Source organism: Variovorax sp. Sphag1AA (assembly GCF_014192575.1).
In the GTDB taxonomy this organism is placed as follows: domain Bacteria; phylum Pseudomonadota; class Gammaproteobacteria; order Burkholderiales; family Burkholderiaceae_C; genus Variovorax.
On record NZ_JACHYC010000001.1, the window covers coordinates 986,302 to 1,008,144 of the forward strand.

General features: G+C 64.9%; 23 protein-coding genes and 1 other RNA gene. 11 read left to right on the plus strand and 13 right to left on the minus strand.

Annotated features, from left to right (window positions below; all coding sequences use genetic code 11):
* Window positions 1–6: 6 nt before the first annotated feature.
* Window positions 7–546 carry an inorganic diphosphatase gene (gene ppa / locus FHW64_RS04830; RefSeq protein ID WP_184523559.1) on the minus strand — a complete coding sequence of 180 codons (540 nt, stop codon included), beginning with the start codon at window positions 544–546 and terminating at the stop codon, window positions 7–9.
* 251 nt (window positions 547–797) lie between these two features.
* Between ppa and FHW64_RS04835 the strand changes: the two genes are divergently transcribed.
* Window positions 798–3,314, plus strand: coding sequence for a sodium-translocating pyrophosphatase (locus tag FHW64_RS04835; protein ID WP_184523561.1), 2,517 nt, complete (start codon window positions 798–800; stop codon window positions 3,312–3,314).
* 54 nt (window positions 3,315–3,368) lie between these two features.
* Here the strand turns inward: FHW64_RS04835 and FHW64_RS04840 are convergent, their stop codons facing one another.
* From FHW64_RS04840 to FHW64_RS04850, 3 genes are all read right to left on the minus strand, one after another.
* Complete coding sequence (locus FHW64_RS04840; RefSeq protein ID WP_184523563.1) at window positions 3,369–3,929, minus strand: hypothetical protein; 561 nt, start codon at window positions 3,927–3,929, stop codon at window positions 3,369–3,371.
* Between the two features lie 228 nt (window positions 3,930–4,157).
* Window positions 4,158–4,403: a hypothetical protein gene (locus FHW64_RS04845; protein ID WP_184523565.1), complete on the minus strand. Its 246-nt coding sequence runs from the start codon at window positions 4,401–4,403 to the stop codon at window positions 4,158–4,160.
* Complete coding sequence (locus FHW64_RS04850; protein ID WP_184524267.1) at window positions 4,396–4,740, minus strand: hypothetical protein; 345 nt, start codon at window positions 4,738–4,740, stop codon at window positions 4,396–4,398. The genes FHW64_RS04845 and FHW64_RS04850 overlap by 8 nt, the downstream gene beginning before the upstream one ends.
* 224 nt (window positions 4,741–4,964) lie before the next feature.
* On the opposite strand from FHW64_RS04850, the gene FHW64_RS04855 reads away from it, so the two are divergent.
* The 6 genes from FHW64_RS04855 (at window position 4,965) to FHW64_RS04880 (ending at window position 10,654) form a co-directional block, all read left to right on the plus strand.
* Window positions 4,965–5,519, plus strand: coding sequence for a peroxiredoxin (locus tag FHW64_RS04855; RefSeq protein ID WP_184523567.1), 555 nt, complete (start codon window positions 4,965–4,967; stop codon window positions 5,517–5,519).
* 17 nt (window positions 5,520–5,536) lie between these two features.
* Window positions 5,537–6,970 carry an aldehyde dehydrogenase family protein gene (locus FHW64_RS04860; protein WP_184523569.1) on the plus strand — a complete coding sequence of 478 codons (1,434 nt, stop codon included), beginning with the start codon at window positions 5,537–5,539 and terminating at the stop codon, window positions 6,968–6,970.
* A gap of 82 nt (window positions 6,971–7,052) precedes the next feature.
* Window positions 7,053–8,171 carry a GTP 3',8-cyclase MoaA gene (gene moaA, locus FHW64_RS04865; protein WP_184523571.1) on the plus strand — a complete coding sequence of 373 codons (1,119 nt, stop codon included), beginning with the start codon at window positions 7,053–7,055 and terminating at the stop codon, window positions 8,169–8,171.
* Window positions 8,168–8,818, plus strand: a complete 651-nt coding sequence (mobA, locus tag FHW64_RS04870; RefSeq protein ID WP_184523573.1) for a molybdenum cofactor guanylyltransferase MobA — start codon at window positions 8,168–8,170, stop codon at window positions 8,816–8,818. The genes moaA and mobA overlap by 4 nt, the downstream gene beginning before the upstream one ends.
* Window positions 8,819–8,833: 15 nt before the next feature.
* On the plus strand, window positions 8,834–10,144 hold the full coding sequence (glp, locus tag FHW64_RS04875; protein ID WP_184523575.1) for a gephyrin-like molybdotransferase Glp: 1,311 nt from the start codon (window positions 8,834–8,836) through the stop codon (window positions 10,142–10,144).
* Window positions 10,145–10,174: 30 nt separating this feature from the next.
* The gene (locus FHW64_RS04880) at window positions 10,175–10,654 is read left to right on the plus strand and encodes a Crp/Fnr family transcriptional regulator (RefSeq protein WP_184523577.1); all 480 of its coding nucleotides are present in this window, start codon (window positions 10,175–10,177) and stop codon (window positions 10,652–10,654) included.
* On the opposite strand, the gene rnhA is transcribed toward FHW64_RS04880, so the two are convergent.
* Both rnhA and FHW64_RS04890 read right to left on the minus strand, forming a co-directional pair.
* A complete protein-coding gene (rnhA, locus tag FHW64_RS04885) occupies window positions 10,651–11,100 on the minus strand; it encodes a ribonuclease HI (RefSeq protein WP_184523579.1) in 450 nt (149 codons plus the stop codon). The genes FHW64_RS04880 and rnhA overlap by 4 nt on opposite strands.
* Complete coding sequence (locus tag FHW64_RS04890) at window positions 11,097–11,906, minus strand: class I SAM-dependent methyltransferase (RefSeq protein ID WP_260303645.1); 810 nt, start codon at window positions 11,904–11,906, stop codon at window positions 11,097–11,099. Before FHW64_RS04890 ends, rnhA begins: the two co-directional genes overlap by 4 nt.
* Here FHW64_RS04890 and gloB point away from each other — a divergent pair.
* The gene (gloB, locus tag FHW64_RS04895) at window positions 11,905–12,702 is read left to right on the plus strand and encodes a hydroxyacylglutathione hydrolase (RefSeq protein WP_184523581.1); all 798 of its coding nucleotides are present in this window, start codon (window positions 11,905–11,907) and stop codon (window positions 12,700–12,702) included. The genes FHW64_RS04890 and gloB overlap by 2 nt on opposite strands.
* On the plus strand, window positions 12,699–14,258 hold the full coding sequence (locus tag FHW64_RS04900; RefSeq protein ID WP_184523583.1) for a transglycosylase SLT domain-containing protein: 1,560 nt from the start codon (window positions 12,699–12,701) through the stop codon (window positions 14,256–14,258). Before gloB ends, FHW64_RS04900 begins: the two co-directional genes overlap by 4 nt.
* Before the next feature lie 15 nt (window positions 14,259–14,273).
* Here FHW64_RS04900 and FHW64_RS04905 read toward each other — a convergent pair whose 3' ends face one another.
* The 7 genes from FHW64_RS04905 to dnaX all read right to left on the minus strand — a co-directional run bounded on the left by FHW64_RS04905 (window position 14,274) and on the right by dnaX (window position 20,356).
* Window positions 14,274–15,107 (minus strand): ABC transporter permease, encoded by an 834-nt coding sequence (locus FHW64_RS04905; protein WP_184523585.1) that lies wholly within the window; start codon window positions 15,105–15,107, stop codon window positions 14,274–14,276.
* Between the two features lies 1 nt (window position 15,108).
* On the minus strand, window positions 15,109–15,924 hold the full coding sequence (locus FHW64_RS04910) for an ABC transporter ATP-binding protein (RefSeq protein ID WP_184523587.1): 816 nt from the start codon (window positions 15,922–15,924) through the stop codon (window positions 15,109–15,111).
* Between the two features lie 47 nt (window positions 15,925–15,971).
* A complete protein-coding gene (locus FHW64_RS04915) occupies window positions 15,972–17,009 on the minus strand; it encodes an ABC transporter substrate-binding protein (RefSeq protein WP_184523589.1) in 1,038 nt (345 codons plus the stop codon).
* 112 nt (window positions 17,010–17,121) lie between these two features.
* A complete protein-coding gene (locus FHW64_RS04920; protein WP_184523591.1) occupies window positions 17,122–17,514 on the minus strand; it encodes an MAPEG family protein in 393 nt (130 codons plus the stop codon).
* Window positions 17,515–17,541: 27 nt separating this feature from the next.
* Entirely contained in the window at window positions 17,542–18,132 is a 591-nt protein-coding gene (recR, locus tag FHW64_RS04925; protein WP_184523593.1) for a recombination mediator RecR, read from the minus strand.
* Window positions 18,133–18,144: 12 nt separating this feature from the next.
* On the minus strand, window positions 18,145–18,477 hold the full coding sequence (locus tag FHW64_RS04930) for a YbaB/EbfC family nucleoid-associated protein (RefSeq protein WP_093158287.1): 333 nt from the start codon (window positions 18,475–18,477) through the stop codon (window positions 18,145–18,147).
* A 37-nt stretch (window positions 18,478–18,514) separates the two neighbouring features.
* On the minus strand, window positions 18,515–20,356 hold the full coding sequence (dnaX, locus tag FHW64_RS04935) for a DNA polymerase III subunit gamma/tau (RefSeq protein WP_184523595.1): 1,842 nt from the start codon (window positions 20,354–20,356) through the stop codon (window positions 18,515–18,517).
* 109 nt (window positions 20,357–20,465) lie between these two features.
* Between dnaX and FHW64_RS04940 the strand changes: the two genes are divergently transcribed.
* Both FHW64_RS04940 and ffs read left to right on the plus strand, forming a co-directional pair.
* Window positions 20,466–21,587, plus strand: a complete 1,122-nt coding sequence (locus FHW64_RS04940; RefSeq protein ID WP_184523597.1) for a M12 family metallopeptidase — start codon at window positions 20,466–20,468, stop codon at window positions 21,585–21,587.
* Window positions 21,588–21,610: 23 nt separating this feature from the next.
* Window positions 21,611–21,707, plus strand: an RNA gene (gene ffs, locus FHW64_RS04945) — signal recognition particle sRNA small type.
* The last annotated feature ends 136 nt before the right edge of the window (window positions 21,708–21,843 follow it).

Consider the following 21,843-nt stretch of genomic DNA (forward strand, 5'->3'; position numbering starts at 1 on the left):
CGAAACTTACTTCGACTCTTCCTTCTTGTAGTTCGCGATGCCGTCGAGGATTTCCTTCTTGGCGGCGTCGACGCCTTCCCAGCCGAGCACCTTGACCCACTTGCCGGCTTCGAGATCCTTGTAGTGCTCGAAGAAGTGCGTGATGGCCTTCAGGCGCATCTGGTTCACGTCTTCCACCTTCTTCCAGTGGCTGTAGATGGGCAGCACCTTGTCGGTCGGCACGGCGAGCACCTTGCCGTCGACGCCGGCTTCGTCTTCCATCATCAGGATGCCGAGCGGACGGCATGGCACCACCACGCCGGGAACCAGCGCATAGGGGGTGATGACCAGCACGTCGACCGGGTCACCGTCGCCCGACAGGGTCTGCGGCACATAGCCGTAGTTCGTCGGGTAGTGCATGGCCGTGGTCATGAAGCGGTCGACGAAGATCGCGCCCGATTCCTTGTCGACTTCGTACTTGATCGGGTCGGCGTTCATCGGAATTTCGATGACGACATTGAAGGCTTCGGGGGCGTCTTTACCGGGGGAAACTTTGCCGAGGGACATGGTCTGGCTTCGTAGTTTGAAAGTGTTAGTTGGATGCGGACAAACCCGAAGTTTACTTTCCATGTCACAGGCCGGTCGCACAGAACGGCGGATTTGCCTGTAAATTGGCTTCGTTGGCCAATCGTTCCCAGCCGTCAAGGCACCGGGGCCTCGAGGAAGCAACGCGACGGAAGCACTGACCCGTACGCGTTGCGCACAGGGTCCGGCTTACGTCTCCATCAAGTTTGACGAACTACTTGGAGAAGCAACGCATGACTGGCAACACCCCACTCGTCCTCGCCATCGTCTGCGGCCTCGTGGCCGTAGCCTATGGTTTCTGGGCACGCAGTTGGATCCTCTCGAAAGACGCAGGCAACGCACGAATGCAGGAGATCGCCGCGGCGATCCAGACTGGCGCGGCGGCCTATCTCGCAAAGCAGTACCGCACCATCGCGATCGTCGGCGTGGTGCTCGCAATCCTCATCGGTATCTTCCTTGACGGCACCACGGCCATCGGCTTCGTGGTCGGCGCAGTGCTCTCAGGCGCCTGCGGCTTCATCGGCATGAACGTATCGGTCCGCGCGAATGTGCGCACCGCGCAGGCCGCGACACAAGGCATCAGCCCCGCGCTCGATGTCGCATTCCGCGGTGGGGCGATCACCGGCATGCTGGTGGTTGGCCTCGGCCTGCTGGGGGTTTCGGCCTTCTACTGGTTCCTTGCGGGCAACGGCGCACTCACGCCGGACCAGAAGCTCTCGACCCTGCTCAACCCGCTCATCGGCTTCGCCTTTGGCTCATCGCTGATCTCGATCTTTGCGCGACTGGGCGGTGGCATCTTCACCAAGGGCGCCGACGTGGGCGCCGACCTCGTCGGCAAGGTGGAAGCCGGCATCCCTGAAGACGATCCGCGCAATCCGGCGGTGATCGCCGACAACGTGGGCGACAACGTCGGCGATTGCGCCGGCATGGCTGCCGACCTGTTCGAGACCTACGCAGTGACGCTGATCGCCACCATGGTGCTGGGCGCGCTGATGGTTTCGTCGGCGCCGGTCAACGCGGTGATGTATCCGCTGGCACTCGGCGCCGTCTCGATCATCGCGTCGATCATCGGCTGCTTCTTCGTGAAGGCGAAGCCGGGCATGGTCAACGTGATGCCGGCGCTCTACAAGGGGCTTGCGGTGGCGGGCATCCTGTCGCTGATCGCGTTCTGGTTCGTGACCGCGTGGTTGATCCCGGACAACGCGATCGCACCGAGTGGCAGCCAGCTGAAGCTCTTCGGCGCTTGCTTCGTGGGCCTTGCGCTCACCGCGGCACTGGTGTGGATCACCGAGTTCTACACCGGCACGCAGTATTCGCCGGTGCGGCACATCGCGCAGGCATCGACCACCGGCCACGGCACGAACATCATCGCGGGCCTCGGCGTGTCGATGCGCTCTACTGCATGGCCGGTGATCTTCGTGTGCGTCGCGATCATCGTGTCGTACACGCTCGCGGGCCTCTACGGCATCGCGGTCGCCGCCACGGCGATGCTGAGCATGGCCGGCATCGTGGTCGCGCTCGACGCCTATGGCCCGATCACCGACAACGCCGGCGGCATCGCCGAGATGTCCGAACTGCCCGCATCTGTGCGCGATATCACCGATCCGCTCGACGCCGTCGGCAACACGACCAAGGCGGTGACCAAGGGCTACGCGATCGGCTCTGCAGGCCTCGCGGCACTGGTGCTGTTCGCGGACTACACCCACAAGCTCGAAAGCTTCGGCCAGGAAATCAGCTTCAACCTGAGCGATCCGATGGTGATCGTGGGCCTCTTCATCGGTGGCCTGATTCCCTACCTTTTCGGCGCGATGGCGATGGAAGCGGTGGGCCGCGCAGCTGGCTCGGTGGTCGAGGAAGTGCGCCGCCAGTTCCGCGAGATCAAGGGGATCATGGAAGGCACCGGCAAGCCCGAATACGGCCGCGCCGTGAGCATGCTGACCGGCGCCGCGATCAAGGAAATGATGATCCCGTCCCTGCTGCCGGTGGTAGTGCCGATCCTGGTCGGCCTGCTGCTGGGCCCCAAGGCGCTCGGCGGCCTGCTGATGGGCACGATCGTGACCGGTCTCTTCGTGGCGATCTCGATGTGCACCGGCGGCGGCGCATGGGACAACGCCAAGAAGTACATCGAGGACGGTCATCACGGTGGCAAGGGCTCCGAGGCACACAAGGCGGCGGTGACCGGCGACACGGTCGGCGACCCGTACAAGGACACGGCTGGCCCAGCGGTGAATCCGCTGATCAAGATCATCAACATCGTGGCGCTGCTCATCGTGCCGCTGGTGGTCAAGTTCCACGCCGGAGATGTCGGCGCACACGCGGCGCCCGCGCCGGCAACACCCGCCCCCGTGAGCGCACCGGCAGCGCCTGTCGCGCCGCAAGCCGCAGCGCCAGCGGCGGCCGCACCGGTCGCCGCGGCAGACACCGGCGCCTCGATCAAGACCGAGGGCGGCGTGGTCAAGTTCTACTTCGCGACCAGCAGCGCCGAAGTCCCCCCGGGCGCGAAAGAGGCGCTGGCCGATATCGTGAAGGCCGCGCAGGGCGGCAGCCGCGTGCTGGTGAGTGGGTTCCACGACGCGACTGGCGATCCGGAGAAGAATGCCGAACTCGCCAAGCAACGCGCCATTGCTGTCGGCGAGGCACTCAAGGTAGCGGGCGTGCCCGACGACAAGGTCGAACTCGCCAAGCCGGCCCAGATGCAGGGTGACGGCTCGGCAGCCGAAGCGCGTCGGGTCGAGGTGAAGGTTCAGTAGAAAAAGAAAAAGTCCCGCACTTCGCAGTGCGGGACTTTTCTGGAATGACCCCGATCAGTTCAGGCTGACGGTGCGGGAAGGCTCGCTGCGCAGCGGGACGCCCTGCAGGGTGTCGAAGTCCGACGATGCCTCGGGCGGACGCATCTGCATTTCCTCGAGCTCATGAATCGATTGCACCCAGCGGCCTGCGGCCGACTCGGCCGGCTCGTCGTTGGTGAAGATGCCATCGCGGATGTAGAAGGTCTCGCCAGCCGGGCGCTCCATGTGCAGCTCGATCAGCCGCGCGATGGGGAAGGTGTAGGTCACCAGCTTTTCCTTCGTCTTGCGGTCCTTGGCGCCGCAATTGAAGTAGCCCTCCGAAGCGATGACGATGCACGAGCCGTCGACCTGACTGTCGATATCGCTGCCGTAGCGCCACACCGCCGAAGGCATGCGGACGCGCACCTTGTCGATCACCAGATCGCGCTGCTTGTTGAGCGAATTAAGGGGTGGCACCAGCGAGCGCAGTTGCTTCAGACGTTCCGCGAAGTTGTCGTCCATCACGAACTCGACGTGATGCGTCGTTCCGCCGGAGCGCTTGACGACTTGCATGATGACGTGGCGTTGTCGGCTCACTGGGCCCGTCCTTTCGCGTTCAATCGAAACAGACCCAGGGCCTCGCCGGCCTTTGAATTCATCGGGATCATTTGAATCGATCAGTAATTAGAACTTTGGTATTGACGCAATTCGCATCAATTGTGTCTAACTGTAGTTCGATTTTTCCCGATTTGATAGGCGGTATGAAGTACTAAATTCGGCGCGCTGAATTGGCCCAATCGTGAAACAAATCACACGGGCCGTGATTCACTCGCCCCCGCTGTTCGCCATCAGCTCGTCGAGCGCTTTGCAGGACGGCGCGCAAACCGTCTGGGCCTTGCCCAGCAACTGACGAGTGCGGAGTTGCGAGCGAACGCGATGCTTGCCACACATGAAGCACGACATCGTCGCGCCGCTGAACGAGGCGGAAGCGCGGAACGGCGATCCCGGCGCCTTGGCCTTGTAGCGCAGTCCGTCGGCCAATACGGTGGTCTTAACGTCGGCTTTACTCATGCGCAGTCTCCGGGCCACGGCGCATGGCGCGCTCGATGGCATTCTTGGCGGCCAATTCGGCAGTCAGCGAGGCATCCAGAGCCGAGCGGCACAGCCCGGCGTGCTGGTAATTCATGTTCTCGTACACCTCGGCGGCAGCCGGATACGAATCCAGCAATTGACCAAGCTGGGCACCCGGTTCCACATCGCGGAACTCGTCGACCAGATGCATGACGACGGACCGGTATTGCTCGGCGCCGACCGGCACAGCGCTGTGCTCGAGCCGCTCGAGGAGCTGGGCCAGGACATGCGTCACCGCCAGATCGGTCTTGTGGGCGGGGGTGTTGGTAGCGTTCATGCGAAGCATGTGGGGCGCCACAGGGGGATTGCAAGGGGGAGGAAGCGACAGGAGCATCCCGGGATTACAACAGCATTTCCGGCACGAGCGGAGCAACCAGCCCCCCGGCTCCGAGACCAGGATCATTTGACAGGAGTTCTGGAATTTGCCTTCTTGGAGGGACGAGCCCAATTGCGTCTGCCCCCGGTCCTAGAATTCGGAACGCATTCCTTCGGGGTTACCTCATGACGCTCCACACTTCCGTGCGCGCCGCACTTCTTGCAGTGGCTGCGACCGTGGCTCCGACAGCCTTTGCAGCGCTCGATATCGGCGATCCCGTCCCGAAATTCACCGCCACCGCGGCGTTGGGCGGCAAGGTCTTCAGCTATTCGCTTGCCGAGGCACTCGCCAAAGGGCCGGTCGTGGTCTATTTCTTCCCGGCGGCGGACAGTGCCGACTGCTCGATCGAGGCGCATGCATTCGCCGAAGCCATCGACAGGTTCGCCGCCCTCGGCGCTACGGTGATCGGCATCTCCGCCGACGACATCGACACGCTGACCAAGTTTTCGGTCAAGTCCTGCCAGAGCCGCTTCCCGGTGGCTTCCGACCAGTCCAAGACGGTCATCCAGGGCTTCGACGCGGTGATGCAGACCCGGCCGGATTTCGCGAACCGGCTCTCGTACGTGGTCACGCCCAATGGCCATGTCGCCTACTACTACCAGAACCTCAATCCCGACAAGCACGTCGAGCGCATGCTCAATGCCCTGCGCGCCCTTCCCCGGGCGACAGCCGCGCGCTGAGCGCTAAGATTTCTCCCATGCAACTCAACTACATCGGCAACGAGAGCGTTGCCTCCTCTTCCGGCCGCACGCTGCCGGTGATCGATCCCTCGGATGGCCAGACGTTCGACGAACTGCAGCGCAGCAACGCAGCGGACATCGATGCCGCCGTTCAGGCTGCACGCCATTGCTTCGAGACCACTTGGCACAAGGTCAGCGCGGCTGAGCGCGGACGGCTGCTCTACAAGCTCTCGCAGAAGATCGCGGCGCACACCGACGAGCTCGCGCTGATCGAGCAGCGCGATTGCGGAAAGCCGGTCAAGCAGGCCCGGGCCGATGCGCTGGCGCTGGTGCGCTACTTCGAGTTCTACGCCGGCGCGTGCGACAAGCTGCACGGCGAAACCATCCCCTACCAGGACGGCTACAGCGTGCTGACGTGGCGCGAGCCGCACGGCGTCACCGGCCACATCATTCCGTGGAACTACCCGATGCAGATCTTCGGGCGCAGCGTCGGTGGTGCGCTGGCAGCGGGGAACGTGTGCGTGGTCAAGCCGTCGGAAGACGCTTGCCTGTCGCTGATCCGCGTGGCCCAACTGGCGGCGGAAGTCGGCTTTCCACCCGGCGCGATCAACATCGTGACGGGCTACGGCCATGAAGTCGGCGATGCGTTGGCGCGGCACGAAGGCATCGATCACATCAGCTTCACCGGCAGCCCCACGGTGGGCACGATCATCCAGCAGGTGGCGGCGGAGCGGCATTGCCCGGTCACGCTCGAACTCGGCGGCAAGAGCCCGCAGATCATCTTTGCCGACGCCGACCTGAACGCGGCCATTCCGGTGCTGATCAACGCGATCGTGCAGAACGCCGGCCAGACCTGCTCGGCTGGTTCGCGCGTTCTGATCCAGCGCGACATCTACGAACCACTCCTCGAGCGCCTCGGGCATGCCTTCGAGGCGCTGCGTGTCGGCCCGGCGGCGATGGACCTCGACGTCGGTCCGCTGATCCGCCAGACGCAGCAGCAGCGGGTCTGGGATTTCCTCTCGGATGCCCAGGTCGCCGGCATCCCGATGGTCGGCCAGGGCACTGTCGTCGACGAAGCGCCGCAAAGCGGCTTCTACCAGGCGCCGACCCTGCTGCGCGACGTGCCGGTCGATCACCGGCTCGCACAGGAGGAAGTCTTCGGCCCGGTGCTCGCTGCAATGCGATTCCATGACGAGGACGAAGCTGTCGAACTCGCCAACGCCACGCGCTTCGGTCTGGTCGCGGGCATCTGGACCGAGAACGGTTCGCGCCAGCTCCGCATGGCCAAACGCGTGAAGAGCGGCCAGGTGTTCATCAACAACTACGGCGCCGGCGGCGGTGTCGAGCTGCCGTTCGGCGGCGTCAAGTCTTCGGGCTACGGGCGCGAAAAGGGCTTCGAAGCGCTGTACGGGTTCACGACGCTCAAGACCGTCGCGATCCGCCACGGGTGATTTCCGGGCTGCCTCTTTGCCTCAGGGTCAAGGGGTTCCGGCATGCCGCCGCCCGGGGGGATGGGTTAAATTTGCCTCCCCCATGAGCCAGCACGTCATCCCCGTCTCAGAGATCGGCCGCGCCCGTCCCGCGACGGCGATGGCCGACCTCGCGGTGCCAGCGACCGGTGTGCTGCTCGACCGCTTGCAACGGCCGCTGACGGACCTTCGCATCAGCGTCACGGACCGGTGCAACTTTCGGTGCAGCTACTGCATGCCGAAGGAAGTTTTCGACAAGGACTACCAGTACCTTCCGCACAGCGCGCTGCTGAGCTTCGAGGAAATCACACGGCTCGCGCGCCTCTTCGCAGCGCATGGCGTGCACAAGATCCGGCTTACCGGCGGTGAGCCGCTGCTTCGCAAGAATCTCGAAGTGCTGATCGAGCAACTCGCAGCATTGCGCACACCGGACGGCCAGCCGCTCGATCTCACGCTGACCACCAACGGCTCGCTGCTGGCACGCAAGGCCAAGGCGCTCAAGGCTGCGGGATTGCGGCGCGTCACCATCAGCCTCGACGGCCTCGACGACCTCACCTTCCGCAGCATGAACGACGTGGACTTCCCCGTCGCGGAAGTCCTGGCCGGCATCGACGCAGCCAAGGCCGCGGGCCTGGGCCCGATCAAGGTGAACATGGTCGTCAAGCGCGGGACCAACGAGCAGGAAATCCTGCCGATGGCCCGCCACTTCCGCGGCACCGGCATCGTGCTGCGTTTCATCGAATACATGGACGTAGGCGCCACCAACGGATGGCGCATGGACGAAGTGCTTCCGTCCGCAGAGGTGGTGCGCCGCATTGCGGAGGAATTTCCTCTCACCCCCCTCGAAGCGACCGCGGCGGGCGAAACCGCCCAGCGCTGGGCCTACCAGGACGGCGGCGGCGAGATCGGGGTGATCAGCAGCGTCACGCAGGCGTTCTGCCACGACTGCAATCGCGCACGCCTGTCGACCGAAGGAAAGCTCTACCTCTGCCTCTTTGCCAATGCAGGCCATGACCTTCGACCGTTGCTGCGCGGCGGCGCGAGCGATGAACAGATCACCTCCGCGATCGGCAACATCTGGCAGGGCCGGAGCGATCGCTATTCCGAACTTCGCGCACTGCGCGGACCCGACACTGACGGCGCCGCGCCGCGGCGGGTCGAAATGAGCTACATCGGCGGATGACGAACAGACCAGCCATCGCCACCGGCGAGATCACCGGGCTCGTGCTCGCGGGCGGACGCGGCACTCGTATGGGTGGTGTCGACAAGGGCTTGCAGAACTTCAACGGCACGGCGCTCGCGATGCATGCCGTCATGCGGCTCGGCATGCAGGTCGGCGAGATCATGATCAACGCCAACCGCAATCTCTCGGCCTACGAATCTTTCGGGGTGCCGGTCTGGCCGGACGGGCTGGCTGACTACGCAGGGCCGCTAGCAGGCTTCCTTGTCGGCCTGGAGCATTGCGAGACACCCTATCTCCTGACGGTGCCATGCGACACGCCGCTCTTCCCGCTCGATCTGGCGAGCCGCCTCTGCGAAGCGCTGGTCGCCAACGATGCGGAGATCGCGATGGTCTCGGCCCCTGAGCCCTCGGAAGACCCCGGCGGCAGCCCTGCCTTGCGCGCCCAGCCTGTGTTCTGCCTGCTCAGCGCCACGCTGCTCGAAAGCCTCGTGCGGTTCACCCAGGCCGGCGGCCGGAAGATCGACAAGTGGACCGCCCAGCACCGCACGGTGCCGGTGCCCTTCGACCGCCCCGGTGACGCACCGGACGCGTTCTACAACGCCAACACGCTGGCCGAGCTGCACGCACTCGAATCCCAGCGCACCTGATTCCTTCCCGCTTCCATGAGCCGTATCGCAGACATCGCCGCCGCCCTGGCGGGCTACGACCCGAAGGCGCTGGGCGTTGATGCCGTGCAAGCGTTCCTCGCGCGCCTCGCCGAACCGGCCGTCGTCACGCAGGTCGAGCGCATTGCCTTGCGCGATGCACTCGGCCGTGTGCTGGCAGAGGACATCATTTCGCCGGTCAGCGTGCCACCGCACGACAACTCGGCGATGGACGGCTTCGCCTTCGACGGCCACGTGCTAGAGGGCCTTGCGGACGACGCTTCGATCGAACTGCGCGTCGTCGGCACCGCCCTGGCCGGCTCGGCATGGCGCGGCAGCGTGGGCACCGGCGATGCGCTCAAGATCATGACCGGCGCCGTGATGCCGTCAGGCCTCGACACGGTCATCCCGCAGGAGTTCTGCACGGTCGAGGGCGAGATCGTCCGATTCCCTGCCAAGGCGCTGCGTCGAGGCGACAACCGCCGTTTGGCCGGCGAAGACCTCATGCAAGGCAAGCCTGCGCTGCGCCGAGGCGAGATCATCTCCCCAGCCGCGCTCGGCATGGTGGCGAGCCTCGGGCTGCCGATGGTGCCGGTGCTGCGGCGCCTGCGGGTCGCCTATTTTTCGACTGGCGACGAAATCCTCAGCCTTGGCGAACTGCCGCGCGACGGTGCGGTGTACGACAGCAACCGCTACACCGTCTTCGGGCTGCTGATGCGACTCGGCTGCGAGGTGATCGATCTCGGCCTCGTGCGCGACGACCCGGCCGCACTCGAATCGGCGCTTCGACGCGCGGCGGGCGAAGCCGACGCGATCATTACCAGCGGCGGTGTCAGCGTCGGCGAGGCCGACCACACGCGTGCCGTGATGCAGCGACTTGGCGACATGGCGTTCTGGCGCGTTGCAATGCGGCCCGGCCGCCCCATGGCGGTCGGACTGATCCCGACGGACAAGCCGGATCGCGGCCCCGCCGTGCTCTTCGGCCTGCCCGGCAATCCGGTCGCGGTGATGGTCACGTTCCTGGCGTTCGTGCGGCCCGCGCTCCTGCGCATGATGGGTTGCAACGACGTGTGCGCGGCCCCGCCGCCGCTGCTTCGCGCCAGAAGCGTCGGCGCGATCCGCAAGAAGCCCGGACGCACCGAATATCAGCGCGGATACGTCCGGCCGGTCGCCGGGTCATTGCCCGAAGTGCGCATCGCAGGCAACCAGGGCTCGGGCGTCCTGAGCTCGATGGTCGAAGCCAACGGCCTGGTGGTGTTGCATCATGACCAGGGCAGCGTCGCCGATGGAGATCCGGTCGACGTCATGATGTTCGACGGCGTGATCTAGCATCTGCCCCCAACCGGCAAGGAGCAATGCATGGCATCAAGAATCGAGTTGATCCAGCAGATGCCCATCTTCGGCGCCATTGGCGCGGAGACCATCGAGTTCCTGCTGGGCGAAGCGCCGGTCACCCATGTGCGGCGCGGAGATTTCTTCTTTCACGAGGACGACACCCCCACCTGCATGTTCGTGCTGGAGAGCGGCCACGTCACGGTCTCGAAAAACTGGCGCGAACACGAGCTGCTCATCCGACGCCTCGGGCCCGGCGACTGCTTCGGCGAGATGGCCCTGCTCGACCTCTGCCCGCGCAGCGCGACGGTGCGGGCCGACGAGGACTGCAGCGCAATCGAACTCACCTCGGCCAACCTCTACCGGCTGTTCGAGCACAACGTCGAGCAGTTTGCGCTGATCCAGATGAACATCGCCCGCGAGATGAGTCGCCGGCTTCGCGTCACCGACGACCTGTTGTTCCGGGCCCAGATGGGCGAGGTGCTCGAGGCGCCGGAGCGGCTCTAGATCCGCCCGAGGGCGCGCTCGACGCCCTTGTTCGCCAGCGCATCCGCGCGTTCGTTGCCCGGATCGCCCGAATGGCCCTTGACCCAGCGCCATTCGATCTGGTGGCCACCACTCGAGACCAGCTTGTCGAGCTGCTGCCAGAGCTCCACGTTCTTGACCGGCTGCTTGGTCGAGGTGCGCCAGCCCTTGGCCTTCCAGCCGTGGATCCACTCGGTGATGCCCATGCGAACGTACTGGCTGTCGAGGTAGAGCGTGACCTTGCACGGCCGCTTCAGCGCGGCAAGCCCTTCGATGACCGCCTGCAGTTCCATCCGGTTGTTCGTGGTGTTGAGTTCGCCGCCGAACAATTCCTTTTCGGTCGCCCCCGACTTCAGCCATGCGCCCCAGCCGCCAGGGCCGGGATTGCCCTTGCAGGCGCCATCGGTGTAGATCTGTACTTCGTTCAAGAACCTTTTCCTTGTTTCTTTCGATGAGATGAGCGACGTGCGTGGTCGCGGTGATCGCGGTGCACGCGCCCCGCGATCGGCACCGGCGCACTCGCCCGCGCCGCCGCGCGGCGCCAGTCGGCGCTCAGCAGCCGCATGCCGCGGACCCGCTTGACCGCGACCAGAAAATAGACCGCCCCGAAGATCGGCCACCAGCGCTCGCCAGCGTCGTCGAACCAGTGGCAGCGCTCGAGCCATGCCTCGCTGCGGACCGCCGGCCGGTAGACGCCGAAGCGGCCCGATTCGACCTCGAAACTCAGCAACCGCAGCCAGTCGCGCATGCGCCGGTAGCCGATGAAGTCGCCGGCGTCCGGCAGGAAGAGTTCGCCGAACCCCAGCCGCTGATAGAGCCGTGCCCGCCGCTGCCGCATGCCCCACAGGCTCGCCGGATTGAGGCCACAGATCACGACCCGACCTTCAGGCACGAGCACCCTTTCGACCTCGCGCAACGTCGCGTGCGGATCCGGACTCAGCTCCAGCGTATGCGGCAGCACGACCAGGTCGAGGCTGTTCGCCGAAAACGGCAGCGCCGAGAAGTCGGTGACGAGCGAGCTGCGCGGCGCCATCGCGGGCTCCGACAGCGCCAGCCAGCGGTGCGGCATGCGGTTGGTGCGCAGCCCCTGTACCTCGGGAAGCCCAAGCTGGAGCGCGTGATAGCCGAAGACGTCCGCCACGGCCTGGTCGAACTGGGCTTGCTCCCAGTCCAGCAGATAGCGCCCTGGAGGGGTCTCGAACCAATCGTGCAAACCTATAATTTGACCGCTCATGACCCTCGTTCCGCTGCCCGCTTTTGCCGACAACTACATCTGGATGCTGCAGGACGGACGCAACGCGATCGTGGTCGACCCAGGGGATGCCGGGCCAGTGTTCGAAGCACTCCGGCGCGACAATCTGCAGTTGGCCGCGATTCTAGTCACGCACCATCACGCCGATCACACCGGCGGCGTGGCCGCATTGCGCGAAGCCACCGGCGCACCGGTGTTCGGTCCTGCCCGCGAGCGCATTCCCGAGCCCTTCACTCCTCTCGCGCATGGCGATCACGCCGACGTGCTGGGCCTGCGCTTCGAGGTCATCGACGTTCCCGGCCATACCGCCGGACACATCGCCTACTTTCTCCCGGCTAACGCACACAACGCATCGGCGGGCGACATCGCTCCGCTGGTCTTTTGTGGTGACACTTTGTTTTCGGGCGGGTGCGGGCGGCTTTTCGAGGGCACACCCGCGCAGATGCTTGCATCGCTCGATGCGCTGTCCGCGCTGCCGGGCGGCACACGCGTGTGCTGCGCCCACGAATACACACTTGCTAACCTGAGATTCGCGCACGCTGTGGAACCCCACAATGCCGATCTCGCTCAGTACACGGCGCAATGCGAAGCCTTGCGTGCGCGCGGTGAGCCGACGCTGCCCTCGCAGCTCGCGACCGAGCGCCGTGTCAACCCTTTTCTTCGCAGCCGCGAATCCACCGTCCGCCTGGCAGTCCAGGCCCGGGCCGGCCTGTCGACACAGGCCGCCGAGACCGAGGTGTTCGCCGCGCTGCGCCAATGGAAGAACGAATTTCGATGAGACTCATCGTTGCCGCCTGCCTCGCGGGCACACTCTTTCTCGCGGGCTGCGCAACCGGCACGGGTTATTCGTCTTCGGGTGCATCGGGCTCGGCCGCGCCCGTCTATCCAGACGGCGCCCTTACGCCGATCACCTCCGGCCAGACGAAGTCGCGTGCCGTCGTCACGCTCGCGCCGCCCACCGACATGTGGGACCGCATCCGCCGCGGCTTCAAGATGCCCGATCTCGACAACGACCTCGTGCATGACCGCGAGCAGTGGTATGCGAGCCGGCCCGACTACATGCAGCGCATGACCGGACGGTCCAGCCGCTACATCTTCCACATCGTCGAGGAACTCGAGCGCCGCGACATGCCGACCGAGATCGCGCTGCTGCCGTTTATCGAGAGCGCCTTCAATCCGCAAGCGGTGTCGAGTGCCCGCGCGGCAGGCATGTGGCAGTTCATGCCGGCCACCGGAACCGACTACGACCTCAAGCAGAACATCTTCCGCGATGACCGCCGGGACGTCGTCGCCTCCACCCGGGCGGCGCTCGACTATCTGCAGAAGCTCTACGGCATGTTCGGCGACTGGCACCTCGCGCTTGCCGCCTACAACTGGGGCGAAGGGAATGTGAGCCGCGCCATCGCGAAGAACCAGCGCGCCGGGTTGCCAACCGGTTACGCCGACCTGTCGATGCCCGCCGAAACACGCATGTACGTGCCCAAGCTGCAGGCAGTGAAGAACATCGTCGCCAATCCGGAGCGCTTCAACACCGACCTGCCGATCATCGCCAACCACCCGTACTTCCAGACCGTCGAACTCAAGCGCGACCTCGACGTCGATCTCGCGGCGAAGCTGGCGGACGTCAAGATCGACGACTTCCGCGCGCTCAATCCGTCGGCCCACAAGCCTGTGCTGCTGGCCGCGGGCACGCCGGAGATCCTGCTGCCGTGGGACAACGCGGCCGTGTTCCAGCGCAACTTCGAAGCCTATTCGCAAGGCCAGTACGCAAGCTGGACGGCATGGACCGTCCCTAGCACCATGACGGTCGCCGACGCCGCCCAGCGATCGGGCATGAGCGAAGCCGACCTGCGCGCCATCAACAGCGTGCCGCCGCGGATGCTGATCAAGGCCGGCTCGACGCTGATCGTTCCGCGCACCTCACGCGTGCAGGAAGACGTGGACGCGGTGGTCGCCGACACGGGCCACCTGAGTTTTCAACCCGAGATCGTCACGCGTCGTACCGTCATCAAGGCAGGCAAGCGAGACAGCGTCGCGAGCATTGCCCAGCGCTACCGCCTGAACCCGGCCAGCGTTGCCGAATGGAACGACGTGAAGACCAATCACGCCTTTCCGAAGGGCTATGACGTGGTGGTGTACCTCCCGGTGAAGGCGGCTTCGTCCACGCGCGTCGGCGCCGGGCTTGCGCACCTGACCGGTGGGAAGACGCTCAAGGCCAACGCCGTGACGTCAAGGGAACCCAAGGCAGCCTCGGGCAAGGGGACGAAGAAGGCGGCTGAGAAGCAGGTCGTGCGCGAACCGCGCGGCGGAACGCCTTCCAAGAAGAAGCGCTGAGCGCGCGTCCGGCGATCAGAGCTTTTCTGTTTCGCCGCTGCGCGGCTGCCATTTCATCAGCCGCCGCTCCAGCACGCCGACGATGCCATCCAGCACCAGCGCAAAGCCGGTGAGCACGACGATGCCGGCGAACACGGTGTTCACATCGAAGGTGCCTTCTGCCTGCAGGATGAGATAGCCGACACCTCGCGCCGAGCCCAGGTACTCGCCAACCACCGCGCCCACGAAGGCGAGGCCAACCGAGGTATGCAGGCTCGAGAACACCCAGCTCGTCGCGCTCGGCAAGTACACAGTGCGCAGTAGCTGCCGTTGGTTTGCACCGAGCATGCGTGCGTTGGCGAGCACCACCGGGCTCACCTCCCTCACCCCCTGGTAGACGTTGAAGAACACGATGAAGAACACCAGCGTGACCGCCAACGCCACCTTGCTCCAGATGCCCAGGCCGAACCACAGCGCGAAGATCGGCGCGAGGATCACGCGCGGCATCGAGTTGGCAGCCTTGATGTAAGGGTCGAAGACCAGGCTCGCGGTCGGCGCCAGCGCGAGCCAGAGACCGAAGACGAGCCCCAGCACCGTGCCGAGGATGAATGCCAGCACCGTCTCGAGCAGCGTCACGCCGAGGTGCAGGTAGACATCCGCATTGCCCGGCAGCCCCTCCGGAAACAACGGGTTCGGCGGAATCGCCACTGGCATGAACCAGCTCCATATCCGGCCGGCAACCTTGATCGGCTCGCCGACGAAAAATGCGAACTGTTCGTTGCGCGACGAGACATGCCAAGCCACCAGCAAAAGCAGGAGGAGCACGATCTGCCAGAAGCGCGCATTGCTTTCATTGGGCCGAAGCTTCATGTCAGGCCGCTTTCCTGAGCTGCTGCGTATAGCCCTTGAGCACCTCGTCGCGAAGCACGGCCCAGATCTGCGAATGCAACTCGACGAATCGCGGATGCGTACGCACCTCGGCCACGTCGCGCGGTCGCGGCAGGTCGATCTCGAACTCACCGATCGGCCGCGTGGCCGGGCCTGCGGACAGCACGACCACGCGGTCGCTCATTGCAATCGCTTCGTCGAGGTCGTGCGTGATGAAGAGCACGGCCTTCTTCTTGCCTGCCCAGAGTGCGAGGACCTCGTTCTCCATCAGTTGCCGCGTCTGGATGTCGAGCGCGCTGAAAGGTTCGTCCATGAGGATGATGTCCGGGTCCAGCGCGAGCACCTGCGCGAGTGCTGCACGTTTGCGCATGCCGCCGGAGAGCTGGTGCGGATAGCGGTCGCCGAAGCCTGCGAGACCCACGCGTGCGAGCCACTCGTTCGCCAGTTCGCGCGCCTTCGCATCGGGCATGCCGCGGTATTGCAGCCCGAGCATCACGTTGTCCAATGCGCTGCGCCACGGCATCAGCGCTTCGCTCTGGAACATGTAGCCTGCGCGCGCATTGATGCCCTCGAGCGGCTGTCCGAAAACCTTCACCTCACCCGACGAGGGCTCGAGCAGACCCGCGCCCACATTGAGCAGGGTCGATTTGCCGCAGCCGGTCGGCCCGACCACCGACACGAACTCACCCGCACGCACGCGCAAGGTGGTGTCTGCGACGGCTGTGTAGCGCTGCGTCCGGTCGTCCTTCGCGCGGAAGATGCAACTGATGTTCAGGAGTTCGAGTGCGTAGTCCACCATGAGATCAAGAAAAAACCCGGCCGAAGCCGGGTTGCTGGACGTGCAAGTCAGGCTTTGAACCTGTCCTTCGCACGCCGCGCAAACTCGTTGGTATAGAGCTTCGACACATCGATCTTGTCGGCCTTGACCGTCGGATCGAAACTCGCAATGGCATTCAGTGCAGTCTTCGGCCCATCGGCCGGGACGATTCCGTCGGTCGCAATGGCCTCGCGAACCTTGTCGAACGAAGCGAGATACAGCGCGCGGTCGCCGAGCAGATAGGTCTCCGGCACCGTCTTGATGATGTCGCCCGGCCCCGCCGTCTGCAGCCATTTGAGGCCATGCACGATTGCGTTGGCCAGTGCCTGGCAGGTGTTGGGATGCTTCTGCACGAACTCCGAAGACGCATAGAGGCAAGCCGCCGGCATCAACCCGCCAAACACGTCCTGTGTGCCCTTGAGCGTGCGCGTGTCGCTGATGATCTTCACGTCGCCCTTCTGCTCGAGCATCGTCATCACCGGGTCCGTGTTGCTGATGGCATCGATCTGACCGGAGCGCAGTGCGGTCAGCGCACCGGCCGCGACCCCAACGCCGATGTAGCTCACGTCGCTGGCCTTGAGCCCTCCGCGCGACAGAACAAGGTTGGCCACCATGTTGGTCGATGAGCCCGGCGCGGACACACCGATCTTCTTGCCCTTGAGATCGGCCACGCCGCCATACGACGGCATGTTCTTCGTCGACACGCCGATCGCGATCTGCGGTGCGCGCCCCTGGAGCACGAAGGACTGGAAGTACTGGTTCTTGGCCTGCAGGTTGATGGTGTGCTCGAAGGCGCCAGAGCACACGTCGGCGGAACCGCCCACCACCGCCTGCAATGCGCGTGATCCACCGGCGAAGTCGGAGATCTCGACATCGAGCCCTTCGGCCTGGAAGTAGCCGAGCTGCTCGGAGATGGTCAACGGCAAGTAGTAGAACGCGGCCTTGCCGCCAACAGCGATCGAGATCTTGGACTTCTCGAGCTTCGGCTGTCCATGCACCAGGGGTGCACCGATGGCGGCGGCTCCCAGTGCCGCAGCGACAGTGAAGGTACGGCGATTGAGCAGCATGAATGACGACGCCTGAGGCCCTGTTTTCGTGGTTCGAAATGAGCTTAGGGGCGCGATTCAGCGCCTGCATCGGGAACATCCCGTGCGGGTTTTTACGTAAACATGAAGACCTCTATCGGCCCGCGAAGAGGATGGCGATATTCACCAGAAAGCCCAGCGTCCACACTGCGCTGCGCAGGGCACCGATGCCCCAGATATACACGCCAACGTAGACAACACGCAGCACGACATACGCCAAAGCGAGCATGTCGAGCGTTGCCTGCGCCGCGCCCAGTTGATGCGCAATGATCACCGCACCGATGAAGAGCGGCAGCCCTTCGAAGCCATTGGCCTGCGAGCTATTCGCTCTCGCACGCCAGCCGGCCTGCCGCGAGCCCCATTCACGCGGCGCCTTGTTGTCCTTGAGATCGAATGCGCCGGCCTTCGCGATGTAGGCCGAGATGTACGGCAACAAGGCGGCGACCAGCACGCACCAGTAGGCCAGGGTCAGATGGGGGAGGCTCATGTGCGTGTCTCCTCGCGATGACGATGTTCAGCGACGATCGACCAGCGCGTGCGCAATGGTGCCCAGGTCGACGTATTCAAGCTCGCTGCCGGCCGGCACGCCGCGCGCAAGGCGCGTGACCGTAAGCCCGCGCTGCTTGAGTGCCTCGCCGATGACATGCGCGGTGGCTTCGCCTTCGGCTGTGAAGTTGGTCGCAAGGATCACTTCGGCCACCGTGCCGTCGAGCGCACGATCGAACAGCTTGGCAAGCCCGATGTCCTTGGGCCCGATGCCATCGAGCGGACTGAGTTTGCCCATCAATACGAAGTAGTACCCCTTGAACGCACCGGTGCGCTCAAGGGCCGCCTGATCGGCGGGCGTCTCGATCACGCAGAGCTTGGACGCGTCGCGCCGAGGGTCGCTGCACACATTGCAGATCGATCCCTCGGTGAACGTGTTGCAGCGCTCGCAGTGCCGCACGTTGCTCGCTGCCTGCTGCAAGGCGCGCGAGAGCATCTGCGCGCCCTCGCGGTCATGCTGCAGCAAATGAAAGGCCATGCGCGAGGCCGACTTCGCACCGACGCCGGGCAACCGGCGCAGCGCATCGACCAGCGCATCGAGCGAGCTGGAATCGGCCATCTAGGCGTGCGCTCAGAACGGAAGCTTCATGCCGGGCGGCAGGCCGGGCATGCCGGCGGTGAGCTTGCCCATCTTCTGCTCGCTGGTTTCCTCGGCCTTGCGCACCGCCGCATTGAAGGCAGCCGCCACGAGGTCTTCGAGCATGTCCTTGTCATCGGTCAGCAGGCTCGGGTCGATCGTGATGCGCTTGACATCGTGCTTGCACGTCATCACGACCTTCACGAGGCCGGCACCCGATTCGCCTTCGACCTCGATCGTGGCGAGCTCTTCCTGAGCCTTCTTGAGGTTGTCCTGCATCGCCTGCGCCTGCTTCATGAGGCCGGCCAGTTGTCCTTTGTTGAACATCGTTGGTCCTGTCGATCGTTGAAAGAAATTGAAAACACTAGGCGGGCCGGAGCGTGCCCGGGACGATCCTCGCGTCCCAGTCGCGCATCATCGACTGCACCTCCGGATCATTGCGAATCGCCTCCTCGGCGACACGCTGGCGCTCTTCAGCAGCCTGCTTGTTGCGGCGGGCCGGGCTGTCGACGACGCTGCCGATCTCGATCGCGATTTTCACGTCGTGACCGAGTGCTGCAAGCGCCGCCTGGACCTTGTCGCGGCTTCCGGACTGGTTGAGCGATTCTCGCTCGACACGCAGCAGCCACTGGTCGACGTCGCGCGCGACCAGTTGCGATTGCAACGCAAGCTCCCGCGCCAGCGCCGTGATGGACTCGGCCGCCACCATCTGCGTGACTGTGGCGTACCAGAAATCCCCCTCCTCGCTGGGCGGGATCGGATGCGATGCAGCCGACGCCGTCGATTCGCCCTCGCGCGCACCAGCGGGCGGCTGCACGCGCACCGGCACCGCCATGACCTTGGTTGGGGCTGGGTCGGGCTCATCGGTGGCCATCGGCCTCGGGGATGCAGTGTCCTTCAGTGCCGGTGCATCGACGACCGGCACGCGATGGCCGGGCCGCGTGGCAGAACTAGCAGGCACGGCAGGCGCAGGCGCTACTGGCTCCGCTCGCGGAGGCGCCGCGACGGGCGGCGCGGCGTCCACAGGCGCGACGCGTGCCACGGGCACCTCGCGCCGGGGCGCTTCATTCAGAGTTTTTTTTTCCTCGGCGGACGCGCCGCTTGGCTTGAATGCCAGAAGCCGCAGCAGCACCATCGTGAGCGCGGCGTATTCGTCCGGCGCAAGTCCCAGTTCCGTGCGGCCGTGCAGGCAGAGACTGTAGAGAAGCTGCGTCTCATCGGCAGGCATCAGCGCGGCGAGTCGGGCTGTTTCAGCCGCGTCGGGGTCACCACCGGTGTCCGCGCCCGCGCGCGAAGGCACGGCCTGCAGCACAGCCATGCCCTGAAGCACGGCGGTCATTTCCTCGAGCGTCGATGCAGCCGACAAACCGTCGCGCCGCAATCCCTCAGCGGTTTCGACGACCGTCTTGCCGTCGCCCTGCGACAGCGCCTCGATCAGCCGGAACACATGGCCACGGTCCACGCTGCCCAGCATGTGGCGCACGCCGCTTTCCTGAAGCTCGCCGTTGCCGAACGCAATCGCCTGGTCGGTAAGCGACAGCGCATCGCGCATCGACCCGCGCGCAGCACGCGCGATGAGGCGCAGCGCCTGCGGCTCGGCCGGCACCGTCTCGGTTTCCAGCACGCGCGTGAGATGTTCGAGCACGGTCTCCGGCGCCATGGGCCGCAGGTTGAACTGCAGGCAGCGCGACAGCACGGTGACCGGCACTTTCTGCGGATCGGTGGTCGCCAGCACGAACTTGAGGTACTCCGGCGGCTCCTCCAGCGTCTTGAGCATCGCGTTGAAGGCATGGCCGGTGAGCATGTGCACTTCGTCGATCATGAAGACCTTGAATCGGCCCTGCACCGGCTTGTAGACGGCCTGCTCGAGGAGTGCCTGGACTTCGTCCACGCCGCGATTGGAAGCCGCGTCGAGCTCGGTGTAGTCGACGAATCGGCCCGCATCGATGTCCCTGCACGCCTGACATATGCCGCACGGCGTGGCCGTGATCCCGCCCTGCCCGTCCGGACCCTGGCAGTTGAGCGACTTGGCCAGGATGCGCGAGACCGTCGTCTTGCCGACGCCGCGCGTACCGGTGAAGAGATAGGCGTGATGCAGGCGCTGAGAGGTGAGCGCGTTTTCAAGCGCCTGCACCACGTGCTCCTGCCCCACCATCTCGCTGAAGGTTTTTGGACGGTGTTTGCGAGCGAGCACGAGATAGGCCATCGGCGCATTTTAGGTCGCCCGCCGGGCCCTCCCGGGCTCGGGCTAGGCCATCTTTCAGATGGAATTCCCGACCCCGCGTCCTAGCATGAAAACGTTGGAGGAGACCGCCATGGCCACTGCATCGCGCAAATCCGCAAGCCCCGCCGCAGCCCGGAAATCCAGCCCGGTCGAGGAGACCGGCCCGCTCCGCTACTGCTCCCAACCCATCCAGCCATTGCGCCAGTTCGCCATCGGCATCCCTGCCGGCCGGACCCGTGCCATATTGGCCGCGAGCAAAAAGTGGGTGAGCGGCACGCAAATCACCTACTACTGCTTCAAGCGGGGCGATTCGGTGCCCGCGGCCTGGCTCGGCGGCGATGCGGACATAGGCGTCGTCGACCAGGCCTTCGACACCTGGGCGAAGCTGGGCATCGGCATCAGCTTCCGTCGCGTCAACGCGCCGGCGGATGCAATGGTGCGCATCGGATTCAACCCGTCCGACGGCTCGTGGTCGTATGTCGGCCGCGACGTACTCAACATCAAGTCGCTGCAGGAACGCACCATGAATTTCGGCTGGCCGCTCACGACCGTATACGGCCGTGACACCGCGCTGCACGAGATCGGCCACACGATCGGCCTCGAACACGAGCACCAGAACCCCAACGCCGGCATCACCTGGAACCGGCAGGCGGTGCTCGACTACTTCAAGGGGCCGCCGAACAGCTGGGACGATGCGCAGATCGAATGGAACATCCTGCGCAAGATCCCGGTGTCGGAGATCAAGGGCACAACGTGGGATCCTGATTCGGTCATGGAATACCAGTTCGGTGCGGGACTGATCGATGCGCCTGCCGCCTACAAGGCCGGCATCAAGCCGAAGGGCGGGCTCTCACCCGCGGACAAGTCCTGGGTGCTGGAGTCCTACCCGGGTGTGAAGGCGCCCAACGTGTCGGCGCTGACGGTCGGACTGTCGCAACTGCTCAAGCTCAATGCTGGCGAGACCCGCATCTTCGACTTTTCGCCACCCCGCACCCGGACCTACAACATCGGGACCTTTGGCACTTCGGACACAGTCCTCGTGCTCTTCGAGGTCACGCCTGCAGGCAACGTCCAGATCGCCGGGGCCGACGACAGCGGCACCGATCTCAACGCCAAGGTCAGCATGCGCCTGCAGAAGGACCGCCGCTATCAGATCGGCGTCCGTCTGTACTACGCCGACGCAGCGCTCGAGACCTCCCTGATGGTCTGGTGAATCGTCGCCTACAATCGTCGGTTGACGGGCCTCCCCGCATGGTGAAGTGGCCAACCGGGTCAGGTGGGGAACCAAGCAGCCCTAACTGCGTAGCCAGTGCCGGGGGTAAGGCTCGTCAACCTCATTCAAGAAACTCGTCCAGGGGCCCACGCCCCGGCCCTTTCGGCCAAAAGTACTGTATGCAGATACAGTAAAACGAGTAGAATTCGTCGTCTCCAAGAACAACTCGAGGCGACGACATGACCACCCATCCTTC